The organism is Sorangium sp. So ce185 (assembly GCF_051526825.1).
In the GTDB taxonomy this organism is placed as follows: Bacteria; Myxococcota_A; Polyangia; order Polyangiales; family Polyangiaceae; genus Sorangium; species Sorangium cellulosum_D.
Window position 1 is genome coordinate 3,428,488 of record NZ_CP150316.1, and the last position, 25,199, is coordinate 3,453,686.

At 71.4% G+C, this 25,199-nt stretch carries 20 protein-coding genes and 1 pseudogene; 11 read left to right on the top strand and 10 right to left on the bottom strand.

Annotated features, from left to right (window positions below; translation table 11 throughout):
• Positions 1-121: 121 nt before the first annotated feature.
• From WMF26_RS12740 to WMF26_RS12760, 5 genes are all read left to right on the top strand, one after another.
• Positions 122-1,021, top strand: coding sequence for a hypothetical protein (locus WMF26_RS12740; protein ID WP_020734528.1), 900 nt, complete (start codon positions 122-124; stop codon positions 1,019-1,021).
• Positions 1,021-2,898, top strand: coding sequence for a hypothetical protein (locus WMF26_RS12745; protein ID WP_438000539.1), 1,878 nt, complete (start codon positions 1,021-1,023; stop codon positions 2,896-2,898). Before WMF26_RS12740 ends, WMF26_RS12745 begins: the two co-directional genes overlap by 1 nt.
• A gap of 29 nt (positions 2,899-2,927) precedes the next feature.
• Entirely contained in the window at positions 2,928-3,152 is a 225-nt protein-coding gene (locus WMF26_RS12750; protein ID WP_438000540.1) for a hypothetical protein, read from the top strand.
• 42 nt (positions 3,153-3,194) lie between these two features.
• Entirely contained in the window at positions 3,195-4,478 is a 1,284-nt protein-coding gene (locus WMF26_RS12755; RefSeq protein WP_438000541.1) for a PAS domain-containing protein, read from the top strand.
• A gap of 201 nt (positions 4,479-4,679) precedes the next feature.
• A complete protein-coding gene (locus WMF26_RS12760) occupies positions 4,680-5,759 on the top strand; it encodes a cyclase family protein (RefSeq protein WP_438000542.1) in 1,080 nt (359 codons plus the stop codon).
• Here the strand turns inward: WMF26_RS12760 and WMF26_RS12765 are convergent.
• Positions 5,696-7,387 carry a hypothetical protein gene (locus WMF26_RS12765; RefSeq protein ID WP_438000543.1) on the bottom strand — a complete coding sequence of 564 codons (1,692 nt, stop codon included), beginning with the start codon at positions 7,385-7,387 and terminating at the stop codon, positions 5,696-5,698. The genes WMF26_RS12760 and WMF26_RS12765 overlap by 64 nt on opposite strands.
• Before the next feature lie 128 nt (positions 7,388-7,515).
• Positions 7,516-8,292 carry an NAD(P)H-dependent oxidoreductase gene (locus tag WMF26_RS12770; protein WP_438000544.1) on the bottom strand — a complete coding sequence of 259 codons (777 nt, stop codon included), beginning with the start codon at positions 8,290-8,292 and terminating at the stop codon, positions 7,516-7,518.
• A 142-nt stretch (positions 8,293-8,434) separates the two neighbouring features.
• Here WMF26_RS12770 and WMF26_RS12775 point away from each other — a divergent pair, with 142 nt between their 5' ends.
• Positions 8,435-9,337 carry a LysR family transcriptional regulator gene (locus tag WMF26_RS12775; protein WP_438000545.1) on the top strand — a complete coding sequence of 301 codons (903 nt, stop codon included), beginning with the start codon at positions 8,435-8,437 and terminating at the stop codon, positions 9,335-9,337.
• 82 nt (positions 9,338-9,419) lie between these two features.
• Positions 9,420-10,676, top strand: coding sequence for an FG-GAP repeat domain-containing protein (locus tag WMF26_RS12780; protein WP_438000546.1), 1,257 nt, complete (start codon positions 9,420-9,422; stop codon positions 10,674-10,676).
• 24 nt (positions 10,677-10,700) lie between these two features.
• Here WMF26_RS12780 and WMF26_RS12785 read toward each other — a convergent pair whose 3' ends face one another.
• Positions 10,701-11,636 (bottom strand): LysR family transcriptional regulator, encoded by a 936-nt coding sequence (locus WMF26_RS12785; RefSeq protein ID WP_438000547.1) that lies wholly within the window; start codon positions 11,634-11,636, stop codon positions 10,701-10,703.
• Between the two features lie 108 nt (positions 11,637-11,744).
• Here WMF26_RS12785 and WMF26_RS12790 point away from each other — a divergent pair, with 108 nt between their 5' ends.
• Positions 11,745-12,476, top strand: a complete 732-nt coding sequence (locus WMF26_RS12790) for an SDR family NAD(P)-dependent oxidoreductase (RefSeq protein ID WP_438000548.1) — start codon at positions 11,745-11,747, stop codon at positions 12,474-12,476.
• The gene (locus WMF26_RS12795) at positions 12,466-12,783 is read left to right on the top strand and encodes a DUF1330 domain-containing protein (protein ID WP_438000549.1); all 318 of its coding nucleotides are present in this window, start codon (positions 12,466-12,468) and stop codon (positions 12,781-12,783) included. Before WMF26_RS12790 ends, WMF26_RS12795 begins: the two co-directional genes overlap by 11 nt.
• A 133-nt stretch (positions 12,784-12,916) precedes the next feature.
• On the opposite strand, the gene WMF26_RS12800 is transcribed toward WMF26_RS12795, so the two are convergent.
• Positions 12,917-13,393: a hypothetical protein gene (locus WMF26_RS12800; protein ID WP_438000550.1), complete on the bottom strand. Its 477-nt coding sequence runs from the start codon at positions 13,391-13,393 to the stop codon at positions 12,917-12,919.
• Between the two features lie 400 nt (positions 13,394-13,793).
• Here WMF26_RS12800 and WMF26_RS12805 point away from each other — a divergent pair, with 400 nt between their 5' ends.
• Positions 13,794-15,548: an N-acyl-D-amino-acid deacylase family protein gene (locus WMF26_RS12805; RefSeq protein WP_438000551.1), complete on the top strand. Its 1,755-nt coding sequence runs from the start codon at positions 13,794-13,796 to the stop codon at positions 15,546-15,548.
• A 140-nt stretch (positions 15,549-15,688) separates the two neighbouring features.
• Here the strand turns inward: WMF26_RS12805 and WMF26_RS12810 are convergent, their stop codons facing one another.
• Positions 15,689-16,690 (bottom strand): hypothetical protein, encoded by a 1,002-nt coding sequence (locus tag WMF26_RS12810; protein ID WP_438000552.1) that lies wholly within the window; start codon positions 16,688-16,690, stop codon positions 15,689-15,691.
• A gap of 176 nt (positions 16,691-16,866) precedes the next feature.
• On the opposite strand from WMF26_RS12810, the gene WMF26_RS12815 reads away from it, so the two are divergent.
• The gene (locus WMF26_RS12815; RefSeq protein WP_438000553.1) at positions 16,867-18,843 is read left to right on the top strand and encodes a RecQ family ATP-dependent DNA helicase; all 1,977 of its coding nucleotides are present in this window, start codon (positions 16,867-16,869) and stop codon (positions 18,841-18,843) included.
• 156 nt (positions 18,844-18,999) lie between these two features.
• Here WMF26_RS12815 and WMF26_RS12820 read toward each other — a convergent pair whose 3' ends face one another.
• From WMF26_RS12820 to WMF26_RS12840, 5 genes and pseudogenes are all read right to left on the bottom strand, one after another.
• On the bottom strand, positions 19,000-19,869 hold the full coding sequence (locus WMF26_RS12820) for a formate/nitrite transporter family protein (protein ID WP_438000554.1): 870 nt from the start codon (positions 19,867-19,869) through the stop codon (positions 19,000-19,002).
• A 335-nt stretch (positions 19,870-20,204) separates the two neighbouring features.
• On the bottom strand, positions 20,205-20,606 hold the full coding sequence (locus tag WMF26_RS12825) for an HNH endonuclease (RefSeq protein ID WP_438002401.1): 402 nt from the start codon (positions 20,604-20,606) through the stop codon (positions 20,205-20,207).
• Positions 20,607-21,317: 711 nt separating this feature from the next.
• A pseudogene (locus WMF26_RS12830) lies at positions 21,318-21,695 on the bottom strand (JAB domain-containing protein); the annotation flags it as partial.
• A gap of 694 nt (positions 21,696-22,389) precedes the next feature.
• Positions 22,390-23,052 carry a hypothetical protein gene (locus WMF26_RS12835; RefSeq protein ID WP_438000555.1) on the bottom strand — a complete coding sequence of 221 codons (663 nt, stop codon included), beginning with the start codon at positions 23,050-23,052 and terminating at the stop codon, positions 22,390-22,392.
• Positions 23,053-23,122: 70 nt separating this feature from the next.
• Positions 23,123-24,928 (bottom strand): cytochrome-c peroxidase, encoded by a 1,806-nt coding sequence (locus tag WMF26_RS12840; RefSeq protein ID WP_438000556.1) that lies wholly within the window; start codon positions 24,926-24,928, stop codon positions 23,123-23,125.
• Positions 24,929-25,199 lie beyond the last annotated feature (271 nt).

The window sequence follows — 25,199 nt, forward strand, 5'->3', positions numbered from 1 at the left end:
CGCACGTCAGCCGGTGCCGGCGAGCGCCGCGCGCGCTGCGCACGTTCGTGACGCGCCTTCGCGCTTGACGACGGATCCTGGATTCGGCGACCTTTGCGTAAACTACGCTACAGGAGCCTTCATGCGCCATCGGTTCCCGATCATCGCGACGTTGACCGCCGTTTCGCTGCTGCTCACCGCGAGCGCCCGCGCCGCCGACGGAGAGGACGAAGTCACGCTCAAGAACGGCGGCACGATCCGGGGCACCGTCGTCGCGTCCGAGCCCGGGGAGAGCGTGAAGATCATCGAGCTGGGCGAGAAGGAGGTGCGCGTCATCCCCTGGTCCCAGGTGTCGGACGTGGAGCGCGGAAAGTTCGCGCCGAAGAGCGCCGCGCAGCCCGGCGCTGCGGGGCCGGGCTACGGCGCCGCACCGCCGCCGCAGCCGGTCCCGGCCCCTGAGCCGACGCTCGGCGCGCCCGGCGTGGTGCGGCTGCATGTCGACAGCCCGACGCCCGTGCGGGTGCTCGAGGAAGCCTCCACGACGTACGGCGCCTACGGCGGCTACGGCTTTGCCGTCAAGAAGATCCGGCCCGTCTGCGTCTCGCCGTGCGACAAGGTGATCGACGGCAGCGACGGGCGCAAGTTCTCGCTCTCTCCGGAGGATATGCCGCCGCCGGACCCGTTCACGTTCGCGCAGATGACGGGCGACGTCACCCTTCACGTGGACCCCGGCAGCTACGGGCGCCGCACCGCCGCGTCCTGGCTGAACATTCTGGGCCTTACCGCCGCGGTCACGGGCGGCACCCTGTGGTTTGTGAGCAGCGTCGGCACGGACGTCGACTCGGACCCCTCGAACGACGACGGGGGCGGAGCTCTCAAGACCGTGGGCATCGTCTCGCTCATCGGCGGCGGCGCAGCGCTCGCCGGCGGCATCGTGCTGTGGGCGACGTCGGGCACATCGGTCACGCTCGAGCAGCACGGTGAGAAGCCGGCTGGCAAGGCGGCGCGGGTCAAGCCGCGCTACTGGCTGGGCGAGTTCTGATGCGCCCGCGCCGGCTCCGCGCGCTCGTCGCGCTCGCGCTCGGCGCGGGCTGCAGCCACGCCGCGACGCCCGCCAGCGCCCCGCGCAGCCCCGAGCAGCCCGCGGCGTCGGCGCCGCGAAGGACGTTCAAGCTCGACGACGGCGCCATCGAGGACGTCGTGCGCGCGGTGAGCGCCGCGCGGCAGCTCGCGCCGCGGAGGCCGGTCGCCGTCGAGCGGCTCGACCGCGCGCGCTTCGTGGAGCGCCTGCTCGGCAGCCGCGACGCGGAGCCCTCGCCGGGCGACGCGCTCAGCTCCGAGGCCGCGTTTCTGCTCGGCTTCGACTTCCTCCCGCAGCCTGGAGAGCGCGGCGGGCTCTCCACCGTCGACGAGGTGCTGGAGGAGCAGGTCGTCGGCTTCTACAGCCGCGCGACCGACAAGGTCTTCATCCCCGACGTGCCCCTCGCGTCCGAGGACGAGCTGCTCGAGCAGCGAGCGGTGCTCGCGCACGAGGTGCAGCACGCGCTCCAGGCGCAGCGCTTTTCCCGCCCGCCCGAGGCGACGAGCGCGGACGAGGCCATCGCGCAGCTCGCGCTCATCGAGGGCGACGCGATGGTGGCGATGGGCGCGTGGCTCGGCGCCGAGGCCGGCGCGCCGGTCGGGCGCACGCTGCGGCGGATCGTGGAGGTGACGAAGCGCGTCCCGCTCGCGAGCGTCACGCGCGGCGAGGCGAGCAGCAAGCTCGACAGGGCGCTCGACGTGACGCGCAAGCGCCTCGAGTTCCCCTACCGCGACGGGATGCTGCTGGTCACCGACGTGTATCGCGCCGGCGGGTTTCCGCTCGTCGACAAGATGTACGCGCGCTTCCCGCGCAGCACCGAGCAGGTGCTGCACCCCGAGAAATACCTCGCGGGCGAGCCCCCGCGGCCCTTCTCCGATCCGAGGCCGCCTCCGGGGTACGCGCTGTCCACCGCCGACACGCTCGGCGAGCTCGGCACGCGCGTCCTCCTCGAGCGCTGCGCCGACGCGGACGTCGCCGAGCGCGCGGCCGCCGGCTGGGCGGGCGACCGCTTCGGCGTGTTCGTCGGGCCGGATCGGCGCCTCGCGACGGCGTGGATCAGCGCGTGGGACACCGAGAAGGACGCGGAGGAGCTCGAGGCCGCGCTCGGCCAGAGCGCGGCCTGCTGGCGGGAGAACGCGCTCGGCCTCGAGCGCGGCGACTACACGATCGGCGCCAACATCGCCGTCCACCGCCGGGGCAAGCTCGTCGCGTTCGTGCGCGGCTTCCCCGCGCGCGCCGAGGCCTCGCTCGCGTCGCACCTCTTCACGCTCGCCGGACCGGAGCCGGTCCCCACCCCGCTCGCCGATCTCCCGATCCCGCCGCGCGTCCGCCTCCCCGAGCCGGAGCCGGGCCGCCTCGACGGCGACGTGTACCGCAACGAGTGGCTCGATGTCGTCGGCCGGGTGCCGCCGGGGATGCTCGGCCGCCTGGGCGGCGATGTCGAGTTCGTGATCGAGCGGCCCGGCACGCTGGCGCACGGCGGAATGTCGGTGTCCACGCGCATCACCAGCGATGTCGAGAACGAGAAGACCTTCGGCGAGGTGCAGGCGTCGTTCGCCCGCGAGGTCGCCGCGCACTCCATGCGCGTCGAGGCGCTCGGCGGCGGCCCGGTGGCGACGGCGCTCGGCGCGGGCATCGAGCGGAGATGGCGGGTCAGCGGTACCTGGGTGGAGCTCCGGCTCGTGCTCGTCCCCATCTGCGCCGGCACGGGGTCGATCGTGTTCGTCCAGGCCTACGGCGACCCCTACGCGCGCGGCGTGCTCGACGGATGGATGGAGAGCTTTCGCTGGACCCACGGGCGCAATCTCACCGCGTGCGACTTCCTCGATCCGAAATAGGCTCTGCCAGCCGGGGGCAGGTCACGCAGGTGGGAATCGACGTCATCGACGTGATCGACGTGATCGACGTGATCGACGTGATCGACGTGATCGACGTGATCGACGTGATCGACGTGATCGACGTGATCGACGTGATCGACGTGATCGATGCGATCGATGTGATCGATGTCTCCGCAACGATTGAATTTCCCCAGACTGTGCGCCATGCACGCCAGGGCTGCCCTCGAAACTATGTACGTCGAGGAAGATTGTGATCCATCTCAGCATGGATCTGGGGTAAAATCCCCCGGGAGGCGATGAGCGAGCAGCAGGAGACCGTGGCGCTCGAGGCGGAGCTGGACGCGTTGAGGAAGGAAGTGCAGCGCTTGCGCGCCCGCAACGCCGAGCTGGAGGCGGATCGCAGCCTCCCTGGGCGCTTGCTCGACGCGCTGCCCAGCCTCGTTTACGTCCTCGATCTCGAGGAGCGGCGGTACGTCTACGTGAACCGGGAGCTCGCCGAGCTCGCCGGAGAGGGCATCGGCGCCGCGGCGGGCCCGCTCCGCGGCGACGGCCTTTCCTCGATGTTCCATCCGGACGATATCGGCCGTATCGAGGAGTACCGGGCTCGCGTCGCCGCCTCGGAGAGCGGGGAGCCGGCGACCGTGGAGTACCGCGCGCGCGGCCGCGACGGGGCCTTTCGCTGGTTCTTCGAGCGAGGCGTCGCGCTCGGCCGCGGTACGGAGGGCCCGGGGCGCCGGATGCTGGGGTCGGCGCACGACATCACCGCGCGCAAGCACACCGAGCAGATGCTCGAGCGGAGCGAGAGCCTGCTCCACGCGTTCCTCGAATACACACCGTCGATGATGGTCGCGGTGGACGTCGAGGGCCGGCTCCTCCTCTTGAACCACGAGATCGAGGCCTATTACGGGATGAGCCGCGAGGAGCTGCTCGGGAAGGTCGTCTACGACCTCCTCCCGCCGGCGGCGTCCGCCTCGATACGAAAGGCCAATGACGAGGTCGCAGCCGCGGGGCAGCCGGGCGCCTCCGAGCACGTGCTCGTCTATCCCGACGGTCCGCGCAACTACCTGTCGACAAAGTTCCCCATCCGCGACGCCGAGGGGAAGCTCTACGCGGTCGGGACGGTGTCGGTGGACATCAGCCGGACCAAGCAGGCCGAGGCCGAGCGCGCGGAGATGCAGCGGCGGCTCATCGAGATGCAGCAGGCGACGATCCAGGAGCTCATCACGCCGCTCTTGCCCCTGGCGCGCGGCGTCGTCGCGATGCCGATCGTCGGGACCGTCGACCCCGCGCGCGCCCAGCAGATCCTGATGACGCTGCTCGAAGGGATCGCCGCCCGGAAGGCCCGGATCGCGATCCTCGACATCACCGGCGTGAAGGACGTCGACGCGCACGTGGCGCAGTCCCTCGTCGGCGCGGCGCGGGCCGCGGGGCTGCTCGGCACCCGGGTCGTGCTCACCGGGATCAAGCCGCAGGTCGCGCAGACGCTCACGATGACGGGCGCGGATCTGAGCGGCATCGTGACCAAAGGGACCCTGGAGAGCGGCATCGCCTACGCGCTCCGCGCCCGGCGCCGCTCTTGACCGAGCGCGCTCCCACCGTGAGGCCGGGTGGTCGCGCGTGCGCGCAAAGCCTCCACGGCGTCGGCGGAGCGCGCGAGCGCCGCCGAAGAGCGGTTCTCCAGCGCCCTTAACCGTGTACGATGTGGAGGACATGCGTCCGCGCCCGTACCGGAGCGCGGGGCGCTGTCGGGACAACGTGCGATGTAGCCCAGGAGGTTGTCGATGAAGCCTGGAGTGATGCCGTTACGGGGCGCGTTCGTGGCGACCGTGGCCGTCAGCCTGATCGGAGGCGCGGCGCTGGCCCGCGGCGTGCCAACGCTGGCGCTGGCTGGTTATGATCCGATCCCTGGCCCCTCGCCGTGGGGCCCTGACGACGAGGCGGGCGCCTCCAACACGCAGACGGACGACAAGGTCCTCGAAGGCAAGCGCCTGATCAAGGAGGGCAAGGTCTATCGCCTGGGGCACGTCTACGAGCCGGGCATGGCGACATTCCCCGGCAACCAGGGGCTCTCCCTGGACGCCGGGCCGATGTCGCTGATAGCGCAGCAGGTCACGAACTCCGAGGTGATGCACGGGGAGTTCGGCCAGATGGGGACGCAGTTCGACGCGCTCGGGCACTTCGGCTACATCCCGCCCGGGAGCTCGGACCCCGACGACGCGCTGTTCTACAACCAGTTCACGGGCGCCGAGGTCATGACCGAAGACGGGCTCGCGCACCTCGGCGTCGAGAACGTGAAACCCCTCGTCACGCGCGGCGTGCTCCTCGACGTCAAGCGCTACGCGAACGGCGGGGAGACGCTCGCGTGGGGCCAGGAGATCACGCTCTCCATGGTGATGAAGACGCTGCGCGCGCAGAAGATGGACGCGCGCGACATCGGCGTCGGCGACGTCGTGCTGATCTTCACGGGCTGGGAGGAGAACTGGGAGCTCGGCACCGAGGGGTTTTACACGCAGCCGGGCGTGGGGATGGCCCAGCCGGGGATCGGGCTCGAGGTCGCGAAGTGGCTCTCCTCGAAGGGGATCGCCTGCGTCGGGTCGGACAACTTCGGCATCGAGGTCACCCCGCCGAAGCCTCCGGTCGCGCCGGGGGTGGTCTTCCCGGTGCACCATCACCTGCTGGTGAAGAGCGGAATCTTCATGCAGGAGGCGATGGTGCTCTCGGAGCTGGCCGCGGATCTGGCCGCGGAGCTCAAGGACCGGACGCACGGCCACAAGAGCCCGTACGAGTTCTTCTACGTCTACAGCCCGCTGCCCCTCCGGGGCGCGTCCGGCTCGCCCGGGATTCCACTCGCGATCCGGTGAGCGAGGCGAGATCGCCTCGCTGACACGGCGGCCAGCGCGAAGAGGGCGACGGCGAACGCCGGAGCGCGCCGCGCCGGCGGATCCGATCTGCCCATCTGACATCCGTTGCCGCCGCCGGGCTCGCTGTCTCCACCGCCTGAGCCCGCAGCCGTTACGCTGTCGCTGGTGGCGCCGCTGCTCGCGGCGGCGCCGCTGCCGCCGTCGCCGCCGCTGCCGCCGTCGCCGCCGCTGCCGCCGTCGCCGCCGCTGCCGCCGTCGCCGCCGCTGCCGCCGTCGCCGCCGCTGCCGCCGTCACCGCCGCTGCCGCCGCCACCGCCGCCGCTGCCGCCAGCGCCGCTGCCGTCGGGAGGGACGCACTCGCCCGTCTGGCAGGAGCCGCTCAGGCAATCCGCATCTACAGCGCAGCTCGCACCATCGAGGGACGGCAATGCGTAGACGTACGCCGCGCCGGTGCGGGTCGGCGCATTGCCGAGGTACGGGGCCCCGACGATCGCGCTCCCTCCGGCAACTCCGGTGCTCCAGCCGAAGAAATCGAACGGCTGACCGTCCGACGCGACCAGCGTGCGCGCCTCCGTCCAGGCAGATCCGCCGCCGTAGAACACCGAGGCGACGCCCTTCTGATCGCTCACGCCGACGAACCCCGCCAGCACCGCTGTGCCCAGGAACTGTACCCCGGTCGCCGCCGCCCCGGTCAGCGCCGGGACGAGCTTCGCTCGCTGCGTCCACGCGGCGCCTTCGCGCGCATAGATGTACACGGCGTCCCTGGCCCCGATCGCCGCGGTGTCGCCCTCGATCGCGACCGACGTGCCGAAGGCCAGGTTCACGCTGCTGTCGGGCGGCACGAGCTTGGCCTGCTGCGTCCACGCGCCGCCTTCGCGCACGAACACGTACGCGGAGCCGGCGCTGTAGCGCCCGTCGGGGTCGTCCTGCGCCGCGCCCACCAGCGCGGTGTCGCCCGAGACCGCGACCGACCAGCCGAGGCCGCGAGGGCTGTCCTGCGGCACGAGCTCCGCGCGCAGCGACCAGACGCCGCCCGTCCTCGTGAACGCGAACGCCCGGCCCACGGCCACGTCGATATCCTCGCATACATCGCTCGCCACGACGGTATCGCCGTCCACGGCCACGGCCATGGTCGACAGGCCGCCCGTGATGACCTCCGGGATGGTCAGCAGCGCCTCTTCGGACCAGCCATCGTCGCCCCGGACGAGCACATAGATGCGCTCCTCGATCGCGCTCGCCTCGTAGTCGGCGCCAGCCATGATCGCGGCGGTGTCGCCGTCGATCGCGACCTGGCGGCCAAACCGCATGCCGTCATCGCCATCGCTCGGCACGAGGGTGGTGGAGAATGTCGCGGCCCCCCCGGCCACGGTGTACACGTGCACCGCGCCTCGGGTCAGGCCGCTCTCGTCCGGCGCCCCGATCAGCACCGTGCTCCCGCTCCCTGCAACGGAATGGCCGAAGAGGTGCTGAGCGCCCGGAGCCGGCTCGGCGAGCCGCTGATCCTCCGCGACGTCGAGCGCCGCGCGCGCGGTCGCGGTCGGGCGCTCATCCGGCTCCGCAGCGGCGCAGGCCGCGGCCGAGAACGCAGCCGGTAACAGCGCGATACAGATGAGTCGCCGTTCGTTCATCACGTCACCTCGGCCCGGAGACTAGCCGAAGCGTCCATCCTTGGATACGCGCACCTCGCGCGCCAGGCACGCCGCGCACGGCCGGCAGCAGGCGGCGATACTCCTACCGTGTTCCCACGACGATTCCCTCAGGCCCGGTGCAGCCGGAGGCCCTGCTGTCCCGCCCCGAGCCCGTCCTTCAGCCTCATCGACGGGATCTCGTAGTCGCCGTGATTCTGCGGCCGGTAGGCGATCGGCCGATCGGTGAACAGCCCCGCGAGGCGCCGGTCGAGGTCGGCCGCGATCGTCCGGAAGCGCGCCTCGTCCACCCGCTCGGCGCGGTAGACGACGAACGGATCCAGCACCGAGAAGCCGGGGTAGAAGAGGATCCCGTGCTGGATCGGGAACAAGAGGTCGTCGATCGGCCCGTTGATGCCGCGCTCCGCGTAGTGATCGGCCCAGCCGCCGGCGGTGAGCACGAGCATGGCGCGCTTGCCGGCGAACACGCCCTCGCCGTAGCGGTCGCCCCAGCGCCGGTCCGAGTGCTCGCCGACGCCGTAGGCGAAGCCGTGCGCGAACACGCGCTCGACCCAGCCCTTCAGGATCGCCGGCATGGAGAACCACCAGAGCGGGAACTGGAGGATGACGGCGTCCGCCCAGAGGAGGCGCCGCTGCTCCTCGACAACGTCCGGTGTCTGCGTCCCCTCGGCGAACGCGCGGTGGGAGGCGTCGATGAGGCGCAGGCGGGCGCCTTCAACCTCGGCCGGGAAATCGGCGCTGTCGAGCGCCGCCTTCCAGCGTTGGGCATAGAGGTCGGAGACGAGCACCTCGTGCCCGGCGGCGGTGAGCGTGGCGACCATCCGGTCGCGGAGCGCGCCGTTGAGCGAGCGCGGCTCGGGATGCGCGTAGACGATGAGGATGTTCATGGCATGTCCTTTCCGAGGCGTGTTCGTCGGCTCGCGCGGCGGAGCTCCGGGCCTCCGCGGCGCGGCCGGGTCGACGCCTCGAACACTACGCCTCTCCCCGGCATCGTTGAAAACGCGGTTCTTCTGTGCTGCTATCACCCGGGTGGATAGCAGCCGCCTCGACCTGAACCTGCTCGTCGCGCTCGACGTGCTGCTCGCCGAGCGCAACGTGACGAGGGCCGCCAGGCGGCTCAACCTCAGCCAGCCGGCGCTGTCCGCGCAGCTCCAGCGGCTGCGCGAGATCGTCGGCGACCCGCTGCTGCTCCCCGCGCAGCGCGGCATGACGCCCACGCGGCGCGCGCTGGAGCTGCAAGCCCCGCTGCACGAGGCGCTGGAGGGCGTGCGCGCCGTGCTCGCCGCCGGGGTCGGCTTCGACCCGGAGACCGCCGAAATGACCGTCGCGGTCGCCGCGTCCGATTATGTGCAGTACGCGCTGCTGATGCCGCTCGCGTTTCAGCTCCGGCGCGAGGCGCCGGGCGTGCGGCTCGCGTGGCGGGCCCTCGACGGCGCCCAGCTCGCGGACCAGGCGGAGCGCGGCGAGGTGGACCTCGCCTTCATGACGCCCGAGACCGCGCCCGAGCGCCTGCGCAGCAGGAAGGTGCTCGACGAGCGCTATGTCGTCATCGTCCGCCGCAAGCACCCGCTCGTGTCGCGCGCCATCAGCCTCGACCAGCTCTGCGCGCTCGACCACGTGGTGGTGAGCCCGCGCGGCGGCGGCTTCGCGGGCGCGACCGACGCCGCGCTCGCCGCGCACGGGCGCGAGCGGCGCGTGGTCCTGTCCGTGCCCTCGTTCCTCGTGGTGCCGGAGATCGTCGCGCGCTCGGACATGGCGGCGCTCGTCCCCGAGCGCGTGGCGCGCGACCGCGCCGGCCGGCTCCAGATCCTCACGCCCCCCGTCCCGGTGTCGGGCTTTGCCATCGCCATGGTGTGGCACGACAGGACAGCCAGGCACCCGGCGCTCACCTGGTTCCGGGACCGGGTGCGAGCGTTCGCGGCGGGCGTTTGAGGCGAGCGGCGCCAATCCGGTCCTTCCGACCGGGATGTTGAGGAGGCCACGACGTGCTAAGCGCTCGGAGATGGCTTCGGGAATGGCGTTATTGTGCTGCACACCGCTCGCCTTGATGATCGCCTGCGCGGACGAATCCTCGCCCGCGCCCGTCGACGCGGGCACCGACGCGCCGCCCGCGGGCACCGTCACCGCGCCCCCACCGCTCCCGCGTGAGGCCGCCCTCGACACACGCTTCGTGAAGATCACGCTGCACCGCGAGTTCACCTGCGAGGGGGCGAGCTTTGCGGACTTCAATCGCGACGGGGTGACGGACGTCATCGCGGGCCCGGATTGGTACGAGGGTCCGGGGTATGGCGCGAGCCATCCCGTGTGGCCGAGGGAAGCCTTCGATCCGCACGGCTACTCGGATTGCTTTTTCGAGTTCCCCTACGACTTCGACCACGACGGGTTCACCGACGTCCTCGTCGTCGGCTTTCCGGGGATGCCCGCGGCTTGGTACCAGAACCCCGGCGACGGCGACGCGCTCTGGGCTCGTCACGACACGTTGCCGTGGCCGATCGACAACGAGGCGCCCCTGTTCGCCGACATCACCGGCGACGGCGTGCCCGAGCTCGTGCACATGTCGGGGGGCGCGCTCGGGATGTCGTCGCCCGGCGTGGACCCGACCGCGCCGTGGGTCTTCCGGGCGCTCACCGAGGATCGGGGGTACCGCGCGTTCACGCACGGCCTCGGCGCAGGCGACGTCAACGGGGACGGCGCGAGCGACTTGGTCGAGGCGAGCGGCTACTTCACGCAGAGCCCAGGGTCGCCCGACGGCTTGCCGTTCACGCGCGTCGAGCAGCCGTTCGGCGCCGGGGGAGCGCAGATGCTTGTGGTCGACGTGGACGGCGACGGCGACGCGGACATCGCGACCACGCTGGCCGCTCACGGCTACGGGCTCTCCTGGTTCGAGCAGGTCCCAAACGTGGCCGGCGCCGCGTTCGTGGAGCACGTCGTCGTTCCGGGGACCACGCCCGACGCCGCGTCGAGCGTGTTCATGCACGAGCCGCACGCGCTCGCTCACGCCGACATCGACGGTGACCGGCTCGAGGACCTCGTGAGCGGCGAGCGCTTCTGGGGTCATGTGCCTGCCGGCATGCCGGACTTCGACGCGCCGGCCCGGCTCTACTGGTTCGAGCAGGCGCGAGCGGCGGAACGCATCGACTTCCAGCCCGTTCTCATCGACGACGATTCGGGGGTAGGCACCCAGCTCACGGTCGCGGACGGTAACGGAGACGGTCGGCCGGACATCGTCATCTCGAACAAGAAGGGCGCTTTCGTCTTCCTGCAACGCTAGGACACCGATCGCGTCGATAGACCCTCACGCCTTCCTCCGGTGGCGCGGGGCCTTTCCCGCCGGCGCCGCCGCCCCGGCGCCGGGGCCGCAGCGCCGCAGCTCTTCCCAGAGCGCCTGCGCGACGACGCCGTGCGGGCGGTCGCGGCGGCGGATCACGAACAGCTCCATGGTGTCGGCCTCGAACTCGGGGACCTGCAGCGCCACGAGCTCGCCCGTCGCCAGCGCGCCGGCGGCCACGTGCTCGGGCAGCCCGCCCCAGCCCATGCCCGCGAGGATGATCTCCTTCTTCGCGGCGACGTCGGTGACCGTCCAGCGCAGGCCGCCCCCCAGCACGTTCAGGGACGGCGAGGCGCTCCCCCTGGCGCTGTCGCGCAGGATGATCTGCGCGTGCGCCCGCAGCAGCGCGGGCGGGATCGGCGCGCCGCAGGTCGCCAGGGGGTGATCGAAGCGCGCCACCGGGATCACCCGCACGTCGCAGAAGCGCGCGATCTCCACCGCGGACGCGTCGATCCCGAGCCTCGTGGCGACGGCGAGATCGGCGCGGTCCTCGCGCAGCGCGTCGGCGGTGCCCGCCAGCCGCTCGGTGCCGAGCTCGATGCGCACCAGGGGATGACGCGCCTGCGCTCGCCGGAAGATGTCCATGATGGGGCCGAGCGGCGTCACCGCGTCGACGGCGAGCCGCACGATCGGCTCCGCCTTGCCCGAGAGGCGCATGCCGAAGCTGCGCAGCGCCTCGGTGCCCTCGATGACGGCCGCGGCGCGCTCGTGGAACAGGCGGCCGGCGTCGGTGAGCGTGGCGCGGTACTCCCGGCGGTCGAACAGCTCGACCCCCAGCTCGCGCTCGAGGTTGCGCACCAGCTTGCTCACGGCCGGCTGGGACTTGTGCAGCCGCGTGGAGGCGGCGCTGAACGTGCCCTCGTCCGCGACGGCGAGGAAGGCGACGAGCTGATCGTAGGTCATGGCGGCCCGGCAGGATCAGAACCTGGAGTTATGGAGTCCATAGAAACATACCACTTTCTTGGTTCGAGGGGCGGTCCTAGGTTGTCGACGCGAAAGGAGCGACACTCCATGTCCACCAGAATCGATCGCGTCATCATCACCGGCGCCAGCAGCGGTATCGGCCTCGACCTCGCAAGGCGCTTCCTGGCCGAGGGGTCGAGCGTCGTCTTGAACGGGCGCGACCCGGAGAAGCTCGAGCGGGCGTCGCGGAGCCTCGACGGGGGCGCGCGCGCCGTGGCCGTGCCGGGCGACGTGAGCGATCGGGCCACGGCGCGGGCCGTCGCCGCCGCCGCGCGCGAGCGCTTCGGCGGCGTCGACGTGCTGATCAACAACGCCGGGATCTTCGGCGTGAAGCCGTTCCTCGAGAGCACGGAGGACGACCTGGAGCGGTTCTTCGCCACCAACGTGAAGGGGACGTTCCTGATGACGCAGGCGGCGGTGCCGCTGATGATCGAGGGCGGCGGGGGCTCGATCATCAATGTCGGCACGGTGCTCGTCCAGCAGGCCATGGCGCGGATGCCGGCCTCGGCCGCCATGGCCAGCAAAGGCGGCGTCCACGCGCTCACCGTCTCGCTGGCCGCCGAGCTCGCCGGCCACAACATCCGCGTGAACACGCTGGCGCCCGGCGTCATCCGCACGCCGCTCATCGGCGAGGGTGCGGACTCGCTGGCCTCGATCCACCCGCTGCAGCGCGTCGGCGAGGTGCGGGACACGACGGAAGCGGCGCTGTTCCTGGCCAGGGCCGGCTTCGTGACAGGCACGACGCTCGACGTCGATGGAGGCTACTCCCATGGGCGCTGACGGCCGACAGCACGTGCTCCTGGTGGGGCTCCAGATCGCGGACGAGGCGTCCTACGCCCGCTACCGCGCCGGCATGATGCCGATCCTGTCGTCCCACGGCGGCGCCTTCGGCCACGATTTCGTCGTGGCGCGGGTGCTGAAGGGGGAAGCGGGCATCAACCGCGTCTTCACCCTCCTGTTCCCCGACCGCGCGGCGCGGGAGCGGTTCTTCGCCGACGCGCAGTACCTCGCCGTGCGCGCCGAGCTCTTCGAGCCGGCGGTCGCCGCGACCTTCATCCTCGGCGAGTTCGAGGCGACGGCGGCGTGAGCCGCGCGCCGCGGGGCGAGGGCGCTGAGCGTCGCGCCGCCGGCGCCGGGCGCCCGATCATCCGGATCGCGCGGCCGACGCAGCGGCGCGAGCGCCAGCGCAGCCTGACACGCTCGCCGGATCGCGGCTGGCCTCAAGGCGTGTAGACGATGTCGCCCTCATCGAAGAAGCCGCCGGGAATCGAGACGCCGACCGAGCCGTAGTAGTTCACGTCGACGGCGTCGACGCCCGCGCCTGGGCTGCCCAGGTCAGAGAAGGTGAAGCGGTTCGCCGCAGCGAACGTGCCGCCCGAGGTCCAGCACGTGCCATGGCCATCGAAGCTCCAGCTCCCGCCGCTCACGGTATGGGGACGGAAGCGCAGGTAGCGGCAGGTGACGGGGTCTTCGCCGGGATTGTGAATGACGATCGTGAAATGCCCTCGGAGCGAGCCGTCGACCTGCTGGCTCACCGAGCCCATGAAGCTGGCATGGCCGCGCACGCCCCATCCGGAGAGCGTCGGCAGCGGCCCGGCCGCCGCAGGGGACGTGGACGCTGTAACGGCCAGGCCGGCGGCCATCGTGAGCGTCAGGACGAGGGAGCGGGTCTTGTGGGTCGTGTTCGTGGGCAGCATCGTCTCTCCTTGATCGTTGCAGCAAGTCTCGCGGGCGGCTTCCTTCGTGCGGAGACCCGGCGGACACTGCATGAGGCGTACCAGGGCCCACGAGGGGAGCGGGTCGAGCGGCGAGGCTGGTTCAGTTGAGATCCTGGGAGGGGCGCGGCGCGCGGGACGCGGGCTGGAGGGACGCGCCTCCATGTCTGGTGGTGGCTCGCGGCACCACCGAGGGCGCGCGAGCCGTCGTGCCTTGGCGAGAGGGCGTCACAAGCAGGCTTCGCTCTGGCAAGCAGGTTTCGTTATGTTCTCGCTGCACGATACGTGCGGTGCTGGCTTGTGACCTGCAGGATGATCGAACCGGAGCGCGGCGCGCCCCTCCCGCCGCGGCGCCGGCGCGCTCCGTGATAGCCTCGATCGGATGAGCGCGCCTTTCGACGTGACGATCGAGAATGGCCTCTTCTTCGACGGGACGGGCTCCCCGCCCGCGCCGCGGCACCTCGGCGTCCGCGGCGGGCGGGTGGTCGCCATCAGCGAGGCGCCCCTGCCGCGCGGGCCCGGGACTCGGGTGCTCGACGCCGCGGGGTGCTGGGTGACCCCGGGGTTCATCGATCTGCACACCCATTACGACGCCGAGGTCGAGCTCGCGCCGTCCCTCTCCGAGTCGCTGCGCCACGGCGTCACCACCGTGGTCTTCGGCAGCTGCAGCCTGAGCCTCGCGATCGGCACGCCGGAGGATCTCGCGGACCAGTTCTGCCGTGTCGAGGCGATCCCGTACGACGTGGTCCGGCGGATGCTCGAGCAGCGGAAGACCTGGAGCACGGTCGCCGAGTACTTCGAGCACCTCGACACCCTGCCTCTTGGGCCCAACGTGAGCTCCTTCCTCGGGCACTCGGCGATGCGAGCGCACGTGATGGGCATCGAGCGCTCGCTCGACCGGACCGCGCGGCCGACGGAGGGCGAGCTCGCGCGGATGGAGGGTATCCTGCGGGAGGCGCTCGACGCGGGTTACCTCGGCATGAGCGTGATGACGCTCAAATGGGACAAGATCGGCGGCAGCCGGCCGATCCGTAGCCGCCCGCTGCCGTCCACCTACGCGCGCTGGTCGGAGGTCCACAGGCTCTGCGGCCTGCTGCGCGAGCGCGGGCGCGTCTTCCAGGGCGTGCCCGACGCGGCGACCAAGGTGAACATCCTCCGTTTTCTGCTGGAGAGCGCCGGCCTGGTGCGCGCCCCGCTCAAGACGACGATCATCTCCCTCATCGACCTGCGCGCGGACCGGCTGGTCTACCGCCTCGTCGGCCTCGCCGCGCGGATCGCGAACACCTGGCTCGGCGCCGACTTCCGGCTCCAGGCGCTGCCCGAGGTGTTCGACCTCTGGGCCGACGGCATCGATCTCGTCGTGTTCGAGGAGTTCGGCGCCGGCGCGGCGGCGCTGCACCTCGACGACCCCGCGGCCCGCGCCCGGCTGCTCCGCGACCCCGCGTACCGGGCGCGGTTCCGGGCACAGTGGCGGTCGAGGCTCCTGCCCAAGCTATTTCATCGCGACTTCAACCAGTCGGAGATCCTGCGCTGTCCGGACGAGCGCCTCGTGGGCAAGTCGTTTGCCCGTGTCGCCGAGGAGGAGGGGCGCGATGTCGTCGATGTCTTCCTCGACCTCGTGGCGCAGCACGGCCCGGCGCTCCGCTGGTACACCGTCATGGGCAACGATCGGCCCGGGCCGCTGGAGGAGATCGTCCGGCACCCCGACGCGCTCATCGGTTTCTCCGACGCCGGGGCGCACCTCCGCCAGATGGCGCATTACAATTTCCCGCTGCGCATGCTCCGGCTGGTCAAGGACGCCGCCCGCGAGGGCCGCGCGATCATGCCCATCGAGCGCGCGATCCAGCGCCTCACCGCGGAGATCGGCGACTGGCTCGGGATCGACGCGGGCAGGCTGGAGGTCGGCGGGCGGGCGGACGTGGTGGTGCTCGATCCCGAGGGCATCGACGGCGAGGTGGATCGGGTCGCGGAGGCGCCGGTCGAGGGCTTCGATGGCGTCGTGCGGCTGGTGCGCAGGAACGATCGCGCGGTGCGCGCGGTGCTGGTGAATGGCCGCCTCGCGGTGCAGGACGGGCAGGTGCTGCCCGAGGTGGGGACGCGCCGCGGCCACGGGCGGCTGCTGCGCGCGAGGGCCTGAGGCGGCCCGGCGAGCTCGAAATTGAACATGAAGGCGGGAAGGCGGGAAGAAAAGATCAATGATCTTCCCGCCTTCCCGCCTTCATGTGAGCTCTCTCCGGGTAAATTGGAGCACTACCCGAGCTCGCGCGGCGGGGCCGCTCAGGAGCCGGGACGATGCAGCTCCGCATCAAGCAGCGCGGCGAGCTCGGTGATGCGACGGTCGATCTCCTCCTCCGGCGTCGCCAGCACCCATCCCTCGAAGTCGTCGAACGATCCCTTGAACCGCGTGATGAGCTCCCCGAGGGCCTTCCCCTCCAGCCCCGGCACGAGCCGCATCACCCGCTTCCCGCTGAACTTCGCGTCGATCTGCGCCCGCCGCGCCTCGGCCGCACGCTCGCGCTCGATCTGCCCGCCGAGATCGGCCTCCGGGAACGCGGCGAGGATCATGGGCAGGTACGACCGCCGGTCCCCGAGGGTGGGCCGCTTGTCGATCCCCCGGGCGCGCAGGTAGTCGATGAACCGCGCCACGGTCGACCGCACGCCGGCGCGCTCCCGCAGCGGGCTCTCGCCATCGTCGAGGTAGGGCGCCACCGAGAAATAAGGGCTCGCGATCACCCAGTCGAACACCGCCGGCAGCGACGCGAACCCCGCCTGCCACGCCCCGTGATCGAGCCCGAGGAAGCCGCAGATCCGCTCGAAATCCCGCGTCACCTCCAGGTCTGCCCGGTAATTGCCCCCCTCGCGCCGGTACACGTAGGCGAGCCCGCGCTCCCCGTACTTGAGGTCGAAACGCCGGCAGATCCGCCCGATGAAGTTCCCCACGTCGTTGAAGCACATGAAGCTGTACGCGATGTCGAGGTAGCGCTCCGGCACCGGGAAGAAATCGGTCTGCAGCCCGCGGCACACCGTCGAGAACACGTGCCCCACGGCCTTGGTCTGCGTGACCCCGAGGTCGCGCGCGATCTCGGCGCGCACCTCGCCCCAGTCCGGCCGCGACGCGACGATCACATCCATGTCGCCGAAGTCCGGCTTGTCGCCGTAGTAGCGCGGGATGCGGTACTGTCCCGGCAGCTTGACGTCGAGGTAGCGCCGCACCTCGGCCTCGATCGCCAGGTACTCGCCTCGGGGCATCCTCGGTAGGTTGAACAGCTTGCCGCCCATCGCCCAGCTCCGGCCTCGCAGTCTACACCGATCCCCGATCGGGTCGTCCGCCCGCCGCCGCCGGGCTCGGGCGCCCTCCTGTTTCTCCGTCCCATCCCTGCCTCCCGGTGCCTCCGGGGGTGTCCACGGAAGCGGGGCAGCCCCCCTCGGCGCGCAGGGTGTGTAGGATGCGCCCCTTGGACCAGCCGACGCCCCCCCGCCCGGATCTTCTCGACGTGCTCGAGGCGCGGTTCGGGTTCCGCGATCTCCGCCCAGGCCAGCGCGCGGTCATGGATGCCCTGCTCTCGGGCCACAGCGCGCTCGCGGTCTTCCCGACGGGCGGCGGCAAATCGCTCTGCTACCAGCTCCCCGCGCTGCTCCTCGACGGGGTCACGATCGTCATCTCTCCGCTGATCGCGCTGATGAAGGATCAGATCGATTTCCTCACGGCGCGCGGCATCGCCGCGGTCCGGCTCGACTCGTCGCTGTCGGCCGACGACGCGGCGGAGGCGCACAGGGATCTGCGCTCGGGCAAGACGAAGCTGCTCTATGTCGCCCCCGAGCGGTTCGTGAGCGAGCGCTTCATGGCGCTGCTGAAAGAGCTGAAAATCGCCCTGTTCGCGGTGGACGAGGCCCACTGCATCTCGGAATGGGGGCACAACTTCCGCCCCGATTACTTGAGGCTCGCGGACACCGCCCGGGCGCTCGGCGTGCCGCGCGTGCTCGCGCTGACGGCCACCGCGACGCCCGGGGTCGTGCGCGACGTCTGCGCCACGTTCGGCATCCGCGAGGAGCACGCGGTCATCACCGGCTTCTACCGGCCGAACCTCGAGATCCGCGCGACGGCGGTGAGCGCGCCCGCGCGCGACCGGATCCTGATCGAGCGCCTGAGATCCCGGCCGCCCGGCTCCACCATCGTCTACGTCACGCTCCAGAAGACCGCCGAGCACGTGGCCGAGCAGCTCGCTTCGGCGGGGCTTCTGGCGCGCGCCTACCACGCCGGGATGGACGCGGAGGAGCGCGCGCGCGTGCAGGACGACTGGATGCAGAGCGACCGCGGCGTCGTGGTCGCCACCATCGCGTTCGGGATGGGGATCGACAAGGCCGACGTGCGGTATGTCGACCATTACAATCTCCCGAAGAGCCTCGAGAGCTACAGCCAGGAGATCGGCCGCGCGGGCAGGGATCAGGCGCCCTCGGCGGTCGAGCTCTTCGTGTGCGGCGACGATCTGCCGGTCCTCGAGAACTTCGCTTACGGCGATACGCCGACCGCGGAGGCGCTCCACGGGGTGGTCGGCGCCGTGCTCGACGCGCCCCAGGTGGAGATCGGCCTGCACGCGCTGTCGGCGCGCCACGACGTCCGGCCGCTCGTGCTCCGCACCGCGCTGACCTACCTCGAGCTGATGGGCGCGGTCCGGCAGCTCACGCCGTTCTACGCCGGCTACGAGGTGCGGCTCCACCGCAAGCTCGAGGAGGTCGTCGCGACGGTGAAGGGCGAGCCGGCGCGGTTCCTCGAGGCGCTCTTCGGCCATGCGAAGAAGGGGCGAGTCCTGTACGCGATCGATCCGGCGGCCGCCGCCGCCGCGCTGGACCAGCCGCGCGAGCGGGTGGTGCGCGCGCTCGAGTACCTCGAGCGGCAGGGGCTCGCGGAGCTCAAGGCGTCGGACCTGCGGCACCGCTTCGTGCGCGTCGCGCCGCCGGACGACGCGCCCGCCCTCGTCGGCGAGCTCCTCGCGCGGTTCGCGCGGCGCGAGGACGCGGAGATCGCGCGCGTGCGGCAGGTGATCGAGCTGTTCACCGCGGAGCGCTGTCACGCCGCCGCGCTCGCCGAGTACTTCGGCGAGCGCCTCGACGCCGCGTGCGGGCGTTGCACCTTCTGCCGCACGCGGGTCGCCCTGAGGCTGCCGGAGCCGCCGCGCGCGCCGCCGATGCCGGCGGGGCTCGACGTCGCCGCGTTCACGGCGCTGCGCGCGGCGCACGGGGCCGCCCTGGGTCACCCTCGCCAGGCGGCGCGCTTCCTCTGCGGCCTCTCGAGCCCGGCGACCACGCAGGCCAAGCTCGCGCGCCATCCGCTCTTCGGCGTCCTCGTCGCTCGCCGGTTCTCCGAGGTGCTCGACTGGTGCGCCGGGCTCCCCATCGTCGCCGGCGCTGCCCGCGGCGTCGCGCCTGCTTGATCCGCTGCACATCCGCGCGCGGAAGCGACGTGTGGTGATGGGCTTTGCCGCCGGGGCCCAGCCGCCGTCGGACGCACGGCCTGTGCTGCCAGGGGCTGCGGACGTGGCTTCTGGAGGTGCGCAGCGCCCGGGGCGGGCCGCTTGCTTGCGGGCGTGTCAGGAGGCGGAGCTGGCGGAGGCGCGGAGCGGCTCGGCGGGGAGCTCGCGCGCCCTGGCGGCGGGGACGAGCTTGGGGGCGGTCTTGAGGTGGGTGGCGTACAGGGTGAGGCCCGTGAAGGTGATGCCGCCGAGCATGTTGCCGACGACGGTCGGGATCTCGTTCCACACGATGTAGTCCATGATCGAGAATTTGCCGCCCATGAGCATGGCCGACGGGAACAGGAACATGTTCACCACGGAGTGCTCGAACGTCATCGCGAAGAACAGCATGATGGGCATCCACATCGCCGTCACCTTGCCGCCGACGGTGTTGGAGATCATCGCGCCGACCACGCCGGTCGAGACCATCCAGTTGCAGAGCACGCCGCGCACGAAGAGCGTCAGCATGCCGGCGGCGCCGTACTCCTTGTAGCCGAGCGTGCGCGCCTCGCCGATGCCGGAGATGGCCTTGCCGACGGCGCTCGGCTCCGTGGAGAAGCCGAAGGTGAAGACGATCGCCATCATTACGGCGACGGTGAAGGCGCCGGCGAAGTTGCCCGCGAAGACCAGGCCCCAGTTGCGCAGGACGCCGCCCAGGGTGACGCCCTTGCGGCGATCGATCAGCGCGAGCGGCGCCAGCACGAACACGCCCGTGAGCAGATCGAAGCCCAGCAGGTACAGCATGCAGAAGCCGACCGGGAACAGCATCGCGCCGATGATCGGGTAGCCCGTCTGCTGGGTGACCATCACCGCGAAGACGGCGGCGAGCGCGAGCAGCGCGCCGGCCATGTAGGCTCGGATCAACGTGTCCCGGGTCGACATGAAGACCTTGGATTCGCCCGCGTCGACCATCTTGGTGACAAATTCTGTCGGCGCCAAATAGGACATAAGCTTGGCTTTCCTCCGTGAAGACGTGACGGCGAGAGGGCTCGAGCTTGGCGCGCCCGCCCCTGGCCGGCCGCGCCGCGCTGGCCGGCGCGGCCTGGGCGGCAGCGCGAGCGGATCCCCCGGCGTGTGCCGGAGCGATCGAGCTCCCTCGACGTGCCACGGAATGTAGACGTGGCTGCGTTTCGGCGATGTTTCCGTTGATGATCGATATGGGATTTATCGAGAGGCGAGGCTTGGGGCCGGCGCAGGGTGGCGTATCGGCCGCTGGGCGTGACGATGACGTCGGCGGTGAGCGGGACGTGCAGCTCCGCCGAGCGATGAAGGGGTCGCCAGCTCTACGCTGACGGGTGCCAGCCCACCTCGGCCCAGCGCCGACGTGCGGCGACGATCGTCGGGCGGTTCATTCGGAGCGCGATGACCGTTGCTCTACCGGACGGCGTCACGCCCTCTACCCTGGTCGCGTCGATGCTCCACGTGAAGTGATCGCTCCAGCGATGGAGGCGCGGATTGAAGAGCGGCACGACTTCTCCCGTCAGCGGGTCGACCGACTCTGTGGCGCCTGCCTTGAACTCGTTGCCTGGGCGGCATGCGAGGCATACGTTCTCGAACGAGGTCGGCCCGCCCTTCGAGATCGGCGTGATGTGATCGTAAGTCAGGGGAATTCCGCTATTGGCCTCGCTTGTCAGGCAGTATTGACAGCGGCGCCGGTCGGCCTCCTCGATACGAGAACGGAGCAGCTCGGAGACGAACGGAGCAGCTCGGAGACGTAGGTTGACACCGCAGTCCGTCTTCCTTTTCGTGGAGGGCGCGCGCTACGGAGAAGCGACGGCGTGCCCGCGCCATCGCAGGAGCGCCGCAGCGTGCGCCTTGCGGAGCATGAACAGGTCGCTCTCGTGGCGAAGACGCTCGAGCTCGATGCGCTCGGCCGGCGTGAGGAGCCCCTGGGTGTTCCGTTCGAGCAGCTCGTCGTAGCGCGCGAGCTCTGCTTCGGACCTGTGGCTCTTTGCGATCTGCCAGAGCGCCTGGTCGTCCATCTTGTCCAGGCAGGCGAGGTCGACCTGGAACTCCGGGGGCGCGTCTTCCCAGGCGGGAGGGCTGCCGAGGCTCAGCGCCCGCAGCATCACGGCTTCGAGCGGCTGTCGGGTCGCGAGCACAGTCCCCTTGAGCGCTGGTAGAGCGCTTCGAGGAGAGCGAGGGTGACGGTGGCGGTCGACATCGCGCTGGGGTGGACGCGGGAGGCGAGCCCGCTTCGCCGTCGAGCCTAGCACGAGGAGCCCCCCGGCTCCTCCCCGGCCAGCCGCGATGACGAGAGCGAACGCGCGGCGGGGCTGCCGGCTGGGGCGGTGCGCGGGAGGCTTTCGGCTGGATGCGCGGGGGCGGGGGGCGCACCACCGCAGCGGCGCCGCGCGCCGGCGACGGGGCGGGGTGCTGCGCCTCGCGAGGGCGTACTCGTGGACGGCGCCGTAGCGGCCGCTGGGCGTGACGATGACGTGGGCGGTGAGCGGGACTTCCAGCTCCGAGCCGAGGTGGCGCAGCTCCAGGGTCATCGCTTCGTCCTCGGGGGTCGGCGTGGGGTCGCCGCTGGGGTGGTTGTGGGCGAGGACGAAGCTGACGGCGGCCATGTCCAGCGCCGTGCGCAGGACGGTGGAGCGGCCGACGTGGAGGGCGTCGTCGGAACCGCGGGCGAGCAGGCGCGTCTCGCGGACGCGGCCGTTGGCGTCGAGCGCGGCGATCCAGAGCTCCTCGTGGACCAGGGAGGCGAGCCTCGGGCCGAAGTACCGCGCCACGCGGGCGGCGTCGTTGAGGAGCGCGCCCCGCGGGCGACGAGGCGGGCCTCGGGAGAGGGGGCGGCGAAGGCGGAGAGCTGGGCGGGGTCGGCGGAGGGGAGCTCGTGGTCTCCGCGGCGGGCGCCGCGGGGCGACCGAGCAGCAGCGCGGTGATCGCGAGGTGCCCGATCCCGGTGACGACCCACGCCCACGCGCCCACCTGAAACAGCACCTGTGCGCGGCTACTCATGACAGCCCTCGTTTCTTTGCCGCCGGTCCCTGGCGGGTGCGCTCCACATGCTGCCGTTTGGACCTAGAGCACGGCCCTGGAGATTTCAATACGGCACCGGCTGGCCTCCGGTGCGATCGTCGCCGTGACCGACAGCTCCGCCGAATCCTCCGCGGGCGTCGTCTGGCGTCAGCTCACTACGCGCGATCCGGACAGCGCGCCGCGCGCGTGAACTGCATCGCTCGACCGGGATCCACCTCGGGCCTCGGCGTCGACGATGGACGAATCAACCGAGTGATGCGCTCGCGCCCCCACAAGCCCCGCGACGAGGCACACCGAAGGCGACAGGGACCCGCGTGGCGACCGCAAGGCGCGGCCTGGCCGGTCGCAGCGAGCCGCGCCGCACGGGTCTCACGCCAGCAAAGACGTGGCGGCCAGACTCCGCGGGGGCTCGGGGTTCGCGCTGTGAGCCTGAGGTACCGGCGCTTCGGCGGCGAGCGCAGGATCGTCCGCAGCAAGCGCTGATCAGCCGCCGGACGCGATGTGCGGGCCGAAGAGCGATACGAACACCAGACCGGGCCCGATCAGCTCCGAAGCCCGCCTGGATCCACGTGACTCCCAGAGCTGCAGCGGGACCAAGATCCCGCCCTGCTCACACTCCTCGACAGTGAGGTCGGACGCGCTGCTCACACCAGACGCCTCTTCCCCCAGCAGACCTAGCTGGAAGGGCTCCACCTCGAAGATGCGCGCGCCAATCGTCGCGAGGAAACGCTCCAGGCGCACGAGCCAGGGATCCTTCTGCGGATCGAGAGGGTACGAAGCCCCGAATGCAGCCTCGAGCATCCCGGTGGGAATCGAGAGGTCAATCCAATCGGAGCCCGCTTCTTCCCGGATGAGCCACGACATGCTGCCGAGCTCCACATCGTCGAACCTCAAGCACCCCAGGAGAGTCGACTGGTGAAGCACAGGCACGATCGGATCAGAGCCGAACGCGTCTTCGCGCTCCCATGGCCCGCGCAGCGCCGGGTGCTGCCATAGCGCTTCGAGCGCGCGCTTGGCACGACGGTCATCTCCTGCTGGCCCGATCTCGAGCGCCAGCTCGAAGTAATCGCCCCGCCACAAATCCTCACGGAGGTAGGTGCTGCGATCCATGCCGGTCCAGATCATCTGGATACCGTAGCACTCCACCAGCGCATGCTCCAATGACGACGCGCAGGGAGCGGCGTTCGGCCTGAGCGGCGGAGCGTCCTCCGTGGCGTCAGAGCGACCCGAGGTACGCCACGAGATCGTCGAGCTGCGCCGGGGCGAGGGCGGAGACGTCGCCGTGGCGGTCGCCGCCGCAGGCCGGGTCGAACCGGTCGCGGAGCGTCCTCGCGCAGCCGTCGTGCATGAACGGCGCTCGCGCGGAGAGGCCGATCAGCGAGGGCACCTGGAATGCCTCGCCGAAACCGACATCCTCGTTGAGGTTGTTCGTGAGCATCGGCCCCGCGTGGCATTTCGCGCAGCCTACCTGCGCGTCATGGAACAGGGCCTCTCCTCGCCGGACGGCGGCCAGGTCGTCGGGGGGCGAGGCGGGGAACGCCGGCACGCTGTCGAGGAAGCGTTCGAGTTGCTCGACATTCCAATTCCCGGGCCATGAGCCGCCCATGCGCGAGACGAAGACCTCCCGCATGAGGTGGGTGAGGTCGCTCTGATCGCCGCTCCAGTGGAAGGGAGCCGTCTTGAGCACGCCGCCCGCGACCGTCTGGGTTCGCCGGAGGCCGAGCTTGTCGAAGCGCCACGTGTGACCGTCCTCGTGCGCTTCCGGATGGCAGGAGGCGCACGCGATGCCGCGGGAGCCGAGCGGCGGCTTGTGGAACAGCGCGTGTCCCGGGTCCCTCACGCTGTCGCCGGGGAGGTCGATGCCCACGCGATCGAGCGTGTCGAGATCGCGCACCTCGATCCTCGCCGACTCGCGGAACTGGACGACCAGACGGCCCCGCGCCGTGAAGGCGACGGCGATCGGCTGGTTCGAGTGCTGCCACGACCTGTAGACACCGCACGTGCCCGAGGCGTCCTCGCTCGTGATGGTGTCGAGATCGATGAGCTCGGTCGTGTAGCTGCCGGCGCCCACGACCGCGGCGCGCTTTCCGTCCGGCGCGACCGCGATGTCGACCGGGAGCGCGATCTGCCAGAGGGCCGGCGTCGGGAGCTCGGCTCCGTCCCCTGGAGTCGTCGAGGCCGGGGGCAGGACGCTGACGGCGCCGTGCAGGATGCCGCCATCGCAGCCGGCGGCCTCGTAGTAGCCCGTGGGGGCGAGCACGACGGGCGAGGTCAACGCGCGCTGGTGGACCATCGCCGCGCCGCCGCCGGGGAGGGCGACCATGCGCCAGGCGACCGAGGGGCGGTAGTCCGAGGTGATGGCGGCGTGCGCGCTGAACCACGGGAGCGACCGCCGCGAGAGCACCGCTCCGTCCGGGCCGACGACGAGGGTCTCCGCGGATTTGAACCGGCTGACGAGCAGGCGATCGCCCTCGACGATCACGTCGCGCAGGTCGGCGTCGAGCCGTAGCTTCCGGAGCGCGGCGCCGCCCTGGGCCGGGAGCGTCACGAGCTCGCCGCCGGCGCAGGCCACATGGATCGCGTCGAGCGACGCGTCGTAGGCGAGGCCGCGCGGCGCGGGGCAGACGGCGCGCCGGTCGAGCACCTTTGCCGTCCCGACATCGATCGTCGCGAGCTCGCCAGCGCGGCGCAGGGCGACGTGGACGCGGCCGGCCCCGTCTTCGACGACGCGCCCGGGCTCGTCGCCGCGCGCGAGGGGGATCGCGCGGGGCTCGCCGCCGTCGGTGTCGACCACCCAGACGCCGTCGCGATCGGGGTCGGCCGCCACGGCGGTGTGCCCGTCGCGGGCGATCAGCAGCGTGCCGCCGCCGATGGGCGGCGGGGGCTCGTCGATCGCGGGGCTCGACGGCAACCGGTTCGCGGAGTCGTCGGGGTGAGAGGAGCAGGCCGCGACGCCGGCGGCGATCGCGCTCAAGGCCGCGAGGGCCAGGTGGGGTGTCGTGCGGGAGAGGTTCCGATGCATGAGGCCTCCGGAGGTGGCGGGCTGCTCGGCGAGCGCGAGCAACAGCAAACCCAGAACGCTGTCGGGGAGTCGACGGCGCGCGGCCGAGCAAGAGCAAGGCTCGTGCGCGGGCGCAGGGGCGCGGGGGCGCGCGGCGGGCCCCGGGAGGCGCGGGGTTCGGGGGTGCGGGGAGCGATGGGCGGCGGCAGGGGGGGTGTGGTCGCCTGGCATCAGTGTTACGGACAGCCACGCGGGGGCAGCGCGAAGCGGGAGAGGGCTCCGGCGCGAGGGC